Genomic DNA, 9,922 nt, shown 5'->3' with positions numbered 1-9,922 from the left:
CGAAAATGCATATCCGTATCTGGTTTGTGGACGTAAGACCCAAATTCGCACTGGCAGCTTTCGCCGGCGCAGGCAGTGTTTTCTCTAACCACGATTTTCAACTGTCAGGTTTCAAACCAAGTTATGGAATTGGCGTCCGCTATTTCTATGATGAAAGCGCGAAACTTACTGTTCGTATAGACTACGCCGTAGGAGAGAAGCGCGCGGGCGAATCAAGACAGAAAGGATTGTATTTATCTCTTGCAGAAGCATTTTAGATTATTAATGACGGCGCTTGTTATTTGATAACAATTTGGTAACTTCCCCTGTATAGTTGATTTCACTGTATAGTATAGTTGTTTATCACCAAAACCGTCGAATATGAGAAAACCTTTCCTGCTTTCTGCAGCCATGCTGGCATTGGCTGTATCAGGAAGCGTCCACGCCCAGGACAAGTCCACGTCAGCCCATTCAAGATTCTACCTGAAAGCCGCCGGCGGTTATTTTTTTAGTGTTTCACCGGGACAGTTCCCGAATGTTGGCCCGTTACCGCCTGAAGACAGGCGTATTGAAGTGAATACCGCCACCGGTGCTCAAACTGTTCTCAGTCGTAAAGTGCTTACCGGTTCCTATGGAGAAGGTGTAAGAGGAGGCCTTACTGTTGGGTATGATATTAATAAATACCTGTCAGTAGAGGCATCGTTTAATTACTACCACAGCAAAAAGAACCTCATGACCCGCAGCCTCGCTACTGCAGCAGGCTCCGGTACTATATTGACGAATGTGGAATCTTACGGTCATGTAAATGCCGTAGACTTCGCACCCAGTCTGGTGGTGAGTCCAGGTCTTGAGAAGGTGAATCCTTACGTCCGTTTTGGGGTAGTTGTGCCTTTATATGGCAGGCTCTACATCGAAACGGATGCTTTCCAGCTGAATCGTCCGCCAGCAGGCGCACCGCTTCCTCCCGGGACAATGATCCAGACTAACATTCACCGCAAGGAAGAGATCAAGCCTAATGCTACTATCGGTTTCCAGGGCGCACTGGGTGTGTCTTTCGCTGTTGCGCGCCGGTTCAATATCTTCGTGGAGGCAGAGTACCGCAACGTTCCTGTGAAAGGCAAGGAAAAAGAAATTACTACCTACACAGAAACCAACAAAGCGATCAACCCTGCTAGCGGCGCTACTATCGCTGATCTGCCGGGCCGGTCACTCAATGATCTCAGCGTCGCTGAAAAGAATACCAAGTACGTAACCACCCTGGACCAAAATTCCAACACACCCACCGGACAATCCGGCTCCAAGGTTACCTACAAAAATGATAATGCTCCCGCCAATGACCTGAAATCCTATATCAACATAGGTGGTCTGGGAGTGAATGCAGGCGTCAAATTCAGACTCTGATTCATGTGATTTTTGTGATGAGGATGATGTGCGGAGATTGATTTTTGATGTATGAATATTGAAATGATTTTATCATGCAATACACCGGTACAGGATTATTTTCTGTGCCGGTTTTTTATTGATTCTATTTACTGTAATAATTATCATCTATCTTGCAACCATTCCCTTTTTACTATATATAATAATCACAATAATCATATTAATCATAATCATCACAGTCATGCTTTCACACGTGGATTTTACCTGGCTTACAACCACATTCGGCAAGGATAGCGGTAACCCGCATATCGATGTAAAGGAAAGCGTTGTACATGAGATCTTCAAAGACAAAGTACTGATCAATACCGCCTTTCAGGATTGTACTTCTTATGAAGTATCATTTGCTGAAGCGGAACTGATGATCCGGAAGAACAAGCTTGACAACCACAAGCTACATGAAAAGGCCGCGCTGATCGCCGATGAGATGAGTGAAAATGATAATGAAGAACTGGTAACCCTCTGGAATGCCATGATAAAGGAACTGCGGACACTTGAAAAACTGCACGGACTTTCCAACGCTAAAGAACCACTGGAACAGTTATACCTGGACATTTTTGATGAAGAAGATGCCGAAGAACAGATCAATAACCTGCCGGATATTGTAAAGTCCAATCCGGCTGACATCTGGGAAGAATTACAGGTGGCACTGCAGAATACCAGCAACCTGGCGGAATTTGAATGGAAGGAACTTTCAGATGAAGGTATCTTCGCGCTGAACCAGCTGCAACCTGTACAGTCGGCCGGCATTATACTGGAAGGGCCCACTGATGAAGAGTATGAAGAAATCGCTGCTGCAGATGATTATGCCAAGACATTTCTGGACTTCCTCAATGTGCAGCTGGAGGAGTACGAGCTGAAGATTGTAGCTATCGGTGTTGAGCTGGATGAATACCAGTCGTTTGCCTGTTTCCCCATGCAGGACTTTCGCCTGGCTAATGCCATGCTGAAGATGGAGGAACTGGGCCTGGTATGCTTTTTCTAGTACGCGACTTGCTACCGCAGTATTAAAATATCATTAAAATGCATAGGAACATTCGTTGAAACCCGGTAGCATTGAATAAATTAGAGCTGCGATAATTTTTTATATAGTGAGATTTTTCCGGTATTTACTTTTTGGATTGATCACCGCCTTTGTGCTGCCACAGACAGCGCAGAATGCAGTGCGCATACAACAGGCAACCGGAATATCCTTTACAAAGAATAAGAATGCTAAAGCAATTGCTGCTTATCGCCTTCAGACAACCCCCACGCGTTTCAAGCGCCGCCCGGTAGGTCTTAACGATTACCACGACCGGCAATGCGCTGTTATCTGCATCACACTCCGCGAACGTTTTGTATATGTTGCTGATGTCATATCAGGTTATCACAGCAACCCTTATCTCAGTATCCCCGTTCCGCTCAGAAGCTGGAGAGGCCCGCCAACAGTCTGATCCCACATATTGATGTTTTTTATTTTCTTAAATCTTTTGAGCGATTTATGCGTATACGTATTTCCGCGAAGAAGAGGTATGGATTGTTGGTATGCTTGTTTCCCATTACTTCCTTATTCGCACAAACAACTGCGGATAGTCTTTCGCTGCGCGAAGCTATCACGCTGACACTTGCCCGCTACCCGGCCGTTAAGGCCAAACAGCAACTGGTAAAAGCTGGCGAAGCTAATCTTACGGACGTCAGACATAACTGGTATCCTGTACTGAAATTGCATGACCAGGTCGATGTTGGCACAGATAACAGTATCTACGGCTCCTATTTTACCATGGGGCTGATCCCTTCCACATCCGGAGGCATCCGCAATGAAAATGTCAGCTCACTCATGAGCGGCAACATTGCGATGGCCAATGTGCAATGGGAGATCTATAACTTCGGCGCCTACGGCAGTCAGCGGGAAGATGCCCGCAGAGCGCTGGAGGTAAACCACGCCGATCTCGGTAATACTGCCAACCAGCTTACAGTGAACGTAATTGAAACTTATCTCCAACTATTACGGCTACACGAATTAATCAATATACAGGCAGACAACGTAAAACGGAATGCGGAAATAGTCCATGCCGTCACTACCGTAGTACTGCATGGCCTCAAGCCGGGCGTAGACAGCACCATTGCTGTTGCCGAGCTTTCCAAAGCACGCCTTAATCTGCTGGACGTATCCAACCACTACAACCAGGCGCGCATACAACTAGCTACCCTGACCGGGCTCGACACCTCGCAGGTAACGCCCGAATGGAATACCGGCGGGCGTCTGATGGCTATGCTCAATAGCGATAGCAGTAGCACAGTCGCTGATAACACGCATCCGCTGCTGCAGTATTATGACGCCCTTTTCCGCAGGCAACAGGTGCAGGAGCTGATTGTACGTAAACAGAGCCTGCCTAAACTGAGCCTCATGGCCGCTGGATGGATGCGCGGTTCCAGCGGTTCTTTCAACGACTACTACGATAAAAATCTCTTCAGTGGCCTGGGATACAACAGGTATAATTACTTGCTGGGCCTCGGTGTAACCTGGAATATCACAGATCAGCGGCGCCGGCACGAAAGGCTCGCAGTACAGCAATACAGGTCGGCCGCAGCATCGCAGGAGTTGGAAACCTTGCGTGTTGTGTTGCATAACATGTATGAGCAGGCACAGAATGATATACTAACGTCGAAGGCTAAACTGAATGAGTTGCCGCTGCAGCTGCAGGCAGCACGCGCAGCGGCAAGGCAGAAAACCTCGCTGTACAAGGGCGGCCTGGCCAACATCATTGATGTGACCAATGCGCTCTTTGTGCTCAATAGAGCCGAAACAGATTTGGTAGAAGCCCGTACTGCCGCCTGGGTGGCTCTTTTTAGGGCCGCCTATGCCAGTAATAACATCGCGGCTTTCAGTCTTCAGTGATCATTACAGCTGATAGTGGTCAACTATCAGATATTAAAACTATTTCTATGTCATTAGTTTCTTCCGCATTGAAAAAGCCAGTTACTGTGGTGGTGCTCACCGGCGGTATACTGCTTTTCTCCCTGCTGGCTATATTCAAAATACCTGTCGATATCTTCCCGCAGCTCAACCTGCCCACGATATATGTGATAGAGCCTTATGGCGGTATGTCGCCCCAGCAAATGGAAGGCTTCTTTGCCACGAGGTTGCAGGACCAGTTTCTCTATGTGAATGGCGTGAAGAATATCTCTACCAAAAACATTCAGGGATTAACGCTATTAAAATTGTCGTTCTACGAAAACACGGATATGGCAGAAGCCTCTGCACAAGTGGCTTTACAGGTGAACCGCGCGATGAAGTTCTTCCCGCCCGGCGCCCTGCCGCCGCAGGTAGTGCGCTTCGATGCGTCTTCATTACCGGTAGGAGAGCTGGTCTTCAGCAGCCCGGATAAATCGTTGAAAGAGATCTACGATCTCGCCTCCACGCGCATCCGTCCGATGTTTGCATCGGTACCGGGATTGTCTGCTCCGCCACCTTTTGGCGCCAACTCGCGCTCCGTAGTGGTGAACGTGGACCCGCAGAAGCTGCGTAGTTTCAACCTCTCCGCCGATCAGGTAGTAGAGGCCATCGCCAGAAGCAATGTGATGACACCGTCCGGCAACATCCGCATTAACAACACGATGTATGTAACCACCATTAATTCACTCGAAAAGCAGGTAACAGACTTTGGTGAGATTCCGGTGGTCACAAATGGTAACAACACCGTGTTTATACGGGACCTGGCTAAAGTAAGCGACGCTGCAGACGTTACCGTGAGCTATGCATTGGTGAACGGAAAGCGCTCTGTATATATTCCTGTAGTGAAAACGGCCACGGCTTCCACCTGGGATGTGGTAAAGCAGCTGAAAGCGAAACTACCCGATATGCAGAGTCTTCTGCCGGATGATGTGAAAATCTCTTACGAATTTGACCAGTCTGTATTTGTGATCAACGCCGTGAAAAGTCTGATCACAGAAGGTTTGCTGGGGGCGCTGCTTACAGGATTGATGGTGCTGCTCTTTTTGCGCGACCTGCGCAGCTGCCTCGTGGTGGTAATCACGATACCGGTTGCGGTATTGAGCGCCGTGATGGGCTTGCAGCTCACCGGGCAAACCATCAACCTGATGACATTGAGCGGTCTAGCACTAGCCATCGGTATCCTGGTGGACCAGGCCACTGTTACCATCGAAAACATACATCAGCACCTGGAGATGGGGAAGTCGCTGCGTCTCGCCGTATACGATGCCTGCGAAGAAATATCCTTCCCGCTGCTGCTGATACTACTGTGCATACTCGCGGTGTTCGCTCCGTCGTTTATCATGACAGGCGTGCCCCGCGCGATGTTCCTGCCACTGTCACTTTCTATCGGCTTCGCCATGATTGCCTCTTACTTCGCGGCGCAGACACTGGTGCCTGTGGTTTCCAACTGGTGGTTAAAAGCAGAGAAATACCAACATGCGCATGCAGGACTCGCGCTGGACAAAAATGAGATAGCAGAAGTGAATGCGCATCTGAAAGAAGAACAGGCGCATCCTGCATCTAATACTTTCTTTGAGCGCTTCAAACGCTGGTTCATGCATGTGCTGGAGAGTGGAATGAAACGATCGCGCCTCATTACAGTTATTTATATAGCGGGTGCATTGTTGCTGGCAGGTGGTTGCTATCTATGGATAGGTAAAGACCTGATGCCGCATGTGAACAGCGGTCAGTTTCAGCTGCGCCTCAGGATGCCCGATGGCACACGGCTTGAGCGCACGGAAGCCCGGCTCCATGATGTATTGGATATTATCGACAGCACGGTCAATGGACATGTGGCCATCAGCTCTGCGTATGTGGGAACTATTCCCAGCAGCTACGGTACCAGCAACCTGTATATTTTCAACAGCGGCTCACATGAAGCAGTATTACAGATAAACCTGGATGAAGGTTATAAGGTGGACATGGAAATGCTGAAAGATAAACTGAGAGAGAATATTACGAAGAAGATACCAGGGATGCGATTGTCTTTTGAACCGATAGATCTGACAGAAAAGATCATGAGCCAGGGCGCCGCTACGCCGATAGAGCTGCGTGTGGCAGGAAAAGACATGCAGCAGATCTCCGGCTTTGCAGAACGGCTGGTGGATGGCATGAAGCAGGTCAGGTTTCTGCGTGACGTGCAGATCGCACAACCATTGCATTTCCCGGTAATCAGTATACATATCGACCGCCTGAAGCTGGCGCAGATGGGACTTAACATTTATCAGGTGGCACGCTCTGTTACGGCTTCTACATCATCCAGCCGCTTTACGGAGAAGAACCAATGGCTCGATGAAAAGGTGGCGTACACATACCAGGTGCAGGTGCAGATACCTGAATACAGCATGACCGCCATCAACGATCTGAAGGAGATTCCGTTGGTGGAAGGCCGCCCGCGCCCGGTACTGGCGGATGTAGCCACCTTTGACCTGACCGAAATGCCGGGCGAAATAGACCGCGCCGGTCCTCGTAGGTTCGTTACCGTTAGTGCCAATATCTCAGGCGCCGATCTGGCCACTGCCACCAAAGCGGTGCAGCGGGTGGTTGATAATGCCGGTACCCCGCCCAAAGGCCTGAAAGTCGAACTGAAAGGGGCTTCCAGCCTGCTCGTGGAAACGTTGGACAGTTTGCAGAATGGCCTGGCAATAGCGGTGGTCGTGATCTTTCTGTTACTGGCAGCCAATTATCAGTCGTTCCGGCTGTCGCTGGTCGTGCTGAGCACAGTACCGGCCGTAATTGCCGGTGCGCTGCTGATGTTGATCATCACAGGCGCCACACTCAACCTGCAATCTTATATGGGCATGATCATGTCCACCGGCGTATCGGTGGCCAATGCCATCCTCATCGTTACCAATGCGGAGAAGCTACGGGTGGAATATAATGATGCCCGCAGAGCGGCGGTAGTGAGCGCGGGTATCAGGTTGCGCCCGATCCTGATGACAAGCCTCGCCATGATTGCAGGGATGATCCCAATGGCAGCAGGAATGGGTGAAGCGGGGGACCAGACTGCACCACTGGGCCGCGCTGTAATAGGAGGGCTGATTGCTTCCACCTTTGCAGCGCTGCTGGTGTTACCACAGATATACGGTATCATACAACGTAAAGCCGGACTGGATTCGCCGTCACTGATGCCGGCAGAAAAATAATTTTTAAAATATATCCCATGAAGTATATAAGCATGCTATTATTCTTTGCAGCCGTAGTAACAGGTATGGTCGCCTGTCACAGCACGGCGGCGCCTGAATATAAAAAGACAGCTCCCGCCGGGAGAACACTCACTCTTGGCAAAACCGTAGAACAATCGCTGCCCGGAAACATCCGGCTGCCAGGCGTTCTGGAACCTTTCCAGAAAGTGTCCATCTTCCCGCGGGTAAATGGTTTCATCAAAAGCATCAGTGTTGACCGTGGTTCGCATGTAAGGAAAGGGCAGGTACTGTTAGTGCTGGAAGCGCCTGAAATTGCGCAGCAGTACTACGCCGCACAGTCAAGGTACCTGCAGGCGAAGGCTGGCTATGCTGCCAGCAAAGACAACTATGAACGCACATTGGCAGTGAGCGCAGAGCCAGGTACCATCTCCGCGCACGACCTGGAACTGGCGCGTGCACGTATGCTGGGAGACAGCGCATTAATGAACAGCGAACTGGCTAATTTCAGGGCCAGGGAAGTGATGTTGGGCTACCTGACTGTTACAGCGCCATTTGATGGTGTGATAACTGAAAGGAATGTGCATCCCGGCGCACTGGTAGGGCCTGACACCAAAGCAGACAGCAAACCCATGCTGATGCTGGAACAGGAGGATAAGCTCAGGCTGGTATTGCAGGTACCGGAAATGTACAGCGGGCAACTGCTGCGCAGTGCGGCGGTTACCTTTGGCGTGAATGCTCTGCCCGGGAAGGAATTTCAGGGAACCATCTCCAGGCAAGCCGGTACACTGAATGATAAGTACCGTTCAGAAGCAGTGGAGATCGATGTGCAGAACAATAACCAGCAACTCAAAGCCGGCATGTATGCAGAGATCAGCCTGCCGCTGAATGGTACCGCATCTGCGCTGGTAGTACCTTCTTCAGCTGTTGTTACTTCCACAGAAAAAAAATATGTAATTGCAGTGAGAGATCATAAAACCAAATGGATAGATGTACAGGAAGGTAACCATCATAACGACTCCACAGAAATCTTTGGCGCCCTCAGGCCAGGAGATAATGTCGTACTGGATGCCACGGATGAGATCAAAGATGGGATAACGGCGCCCCGCTAAGCAGTGATGCCGTCCCGAGGAGTCGGGACGGCTTTTTCGCTAACTGTTCCGTCTATATTGATTTATTTCATGCTCCTATTGAAAAAAGGGAACAATATTATCCACCTAGTAATCAATAACGGATTTTTACCTGTTGTTCAACTAAAAAATCTTTTTTAATGGGTGGCGCGGAAAACCGCCGCACGTGTGATATACGGCCGACAGTTAGTGAAAATATGCAGACTGGATAGCATGCCGGAATTCCATTGGCCATGCTACAGAAAACGCGTAAAGCGCTCATGGCTCAATGCCACGCGGACGAGAATACAACTGTTTGATACAGCTTATACTATACCGGTTATTTTGAGCCCAGTGGACCTATTGTTTAATTAACACGGGGGAATTTGAAATTGTTGCGAAGAGAAAAAAAATTAGAGGTTAAACAATTCCTTGATACCGAGAGCCAGCATCTGTACGCCAATTACGGCCAGGATAAGCCCCATCATTTTAGTTATCACCATCATGACGTTGGTACCCAGCACTTTCACAATGCGTTCACCTGCAATGAAAAGCAGATAGGTAATATAGCAGATGGCGGCGTAGATAATGATCACAATGGCAAGATGAGTGAGGTCTTTTGCCGCGGAATAGCTCATGGAAGTTGTGATGGTACCCGGACCGGCCAGCAACGGCATCGCAAGAGGGGTAATGGCTACGCTTATTCCCTGGTCTGCCTTCACCGGTTGATCACCCAGCTTTTCATGCTGTACTTTACTCTCTTTTCCGCGCACCATTTCATAGCCTATCAGAAACACCAGTATACCACCTGTAACACGTAACGCAGCCAGTGTGATGCCAAATACATGGAAGATAAGTTTGCCTGCCACACTGAACACCAGGATAATACAGAAGGCAATCAGCACGGATTTGGTGGCGATATTGCGCTTGGCTTTCCGGTCCATATAGGAGGTCAGCTCCAGGAACACAGGGATTGCTGAGATGGGATTAACAATCGCCAGTAAACCCATGAAAACAGTGGTAGCAAACGCGATGTAGTTATCGAACAATGACATCATATATAGCAGGATTTAGCGCTCAGTGTTTAGCTTTGGTTGTATAATGACTAAATATAGAATTTTAAAATTATAATGCATCATTTTAAACTAAAAACTAACGACTGTTTATTCTGGGCAGCTGCCAGTTATAACGCAGGCTGAGTAATCTTATCAGCACTATAACGGTAACGGATATACTAAGAATAATATCTGCAGGGATATTGGTGAAAGTACCAAGCGCCA

8 protein-coding genes and 1 pseudogene are annotated in these 9,922 nt (G+C 48.9%); 7 read left to right on the top strand and 2 right to left on the bottom strand.

What is annotated here, in order from left to right; genetic code table 11:
- Together VM802_RS27085 and VM802_RS27080 are read left to right on the top strand one after the other, a co-directional pair.
- A partial coding sequence (locus tag VM802_RS27085) for a hypothetical protein (RefSeq protein ID WP_325536645.1) occupies positions 1-257 on the top strand: 257 nt, incomplete at its 5' end.
- 103 nt (positions 258-360) lie between these two features.
- A pseudogene (locus tag VM802_RS27080) lies at positions 361-1,095 on the top strand (outer membrane beta-barrel protein); the annotation flags it as partial.
- 90 nt (positions 1,096-1,185) lie between these two features.
- Here the strand turns inward: VM802_RS27080 and VM802_RS32445 are convergent.
- A complete protein-coding gene (locus tag VM802_RS32445; RefSeq protein ID WP_414647132.1) occupies positions 1,186-1,422 on the bottom strand; it encodes a hypothetical protein in 237 nt (78 codons plus the stop codon).
- A gap of 178 nt (positions 1,423-1,600) precedes the next feature.
- Here VM802_RS32445 and VM802_RS27075 point away from each other — a divergent pair, with 178 nt between their 5' ends.
- From VM802_RS27075 to VM802_RS27055, 5 genes are all read left to right on the top strand, one after another.
- Positions 1,601-2,401, top strand: a complete 801-nt coding sequence (locus VM802_RS27075; protein WP_325536641.1) for a DUF6630 family protein — start codon at positions 1,601-1,603, stop codon at positions 2,399-2,401.
- A gap of 136 nt (positions 2,402-2,537) precedes the next feature.
- Complete coding sequence (locus VM802_RS27070) at positions 2,538-2,849, top strand: hypothetical protein (RefSeq protein WP_325536639.1); 312 nt, start codon at positions 2,538-2,540, stop codon at positions 2,847-2,849.
- A gap of 47 nt (positions 2,850-2,896) precedes the next feature.
- Positions 2,897-4,294, top strand: a complete 1,398-nt coding sequence (locus VM802_RS27065) for a TolC family protein (RefSeq protein WP_325536637.1) — start codon at positions 2,897-2,899, stop codon at positions 4,292-4,294.
- Positions 4,295-4,341: 47 nt separating this feature from the next.
- Positions 4,342-7,536 (top strand): efflux RND transporter permease subunit, encoded by a 3,195-nt coding sequence (locus tag VM802_RS27060; RefSeq protein WP_325536635.1) that lies wholly within the window; start codon positions 4,342-4,344, stop codon positions 7,534-7,536.
- Positions 7,537-7,553: 17 nt separating this feature from the next.
- Positions 7,554-8,645 carry an efflux RND transporter periplasmic adaptor subunit gene (locus tag VM802_RS27055; protein WP_325536633.1) on the top strand — a complete coding sequence of 364 codons (1,092 nt, stop codon included), beginning with the start codon at positions 7,554-7,556 and terminating at the stop codon, positions 8,643-8,645.
- 410 nt (positions 8,646-9,055) lie between these two features.
- On the opposite strand, the gene VM802_RS27050 is transcribed toward VM802_RS27055, so the two are convergent.
- On the bottom strand, positions 9,056-9,700 hold the full coding sequence (locus VM802_RS27050; RefSeq protein WP_325536631.1) for a MarC family protein: 645 nt from the start codon (positions 9,698-9,700) through the stop codon (positions 9,056-9,058).
- Positions 9,701-9,922: the final 222 nt, after the last annotated feature.

It is taken from the genome of Chitinophaga sp. (assembly GCF_035538455.1).
GTDB lineage: Bacteria > Bacteroidota > Bacteroidia > Chitinophagales > Chitinophagaceae > Chitinophaga.
Note: the sequence above shows the minus strand (reverse complement) of the source record. Positions and strands in the feature narration are given on the sequence as shown.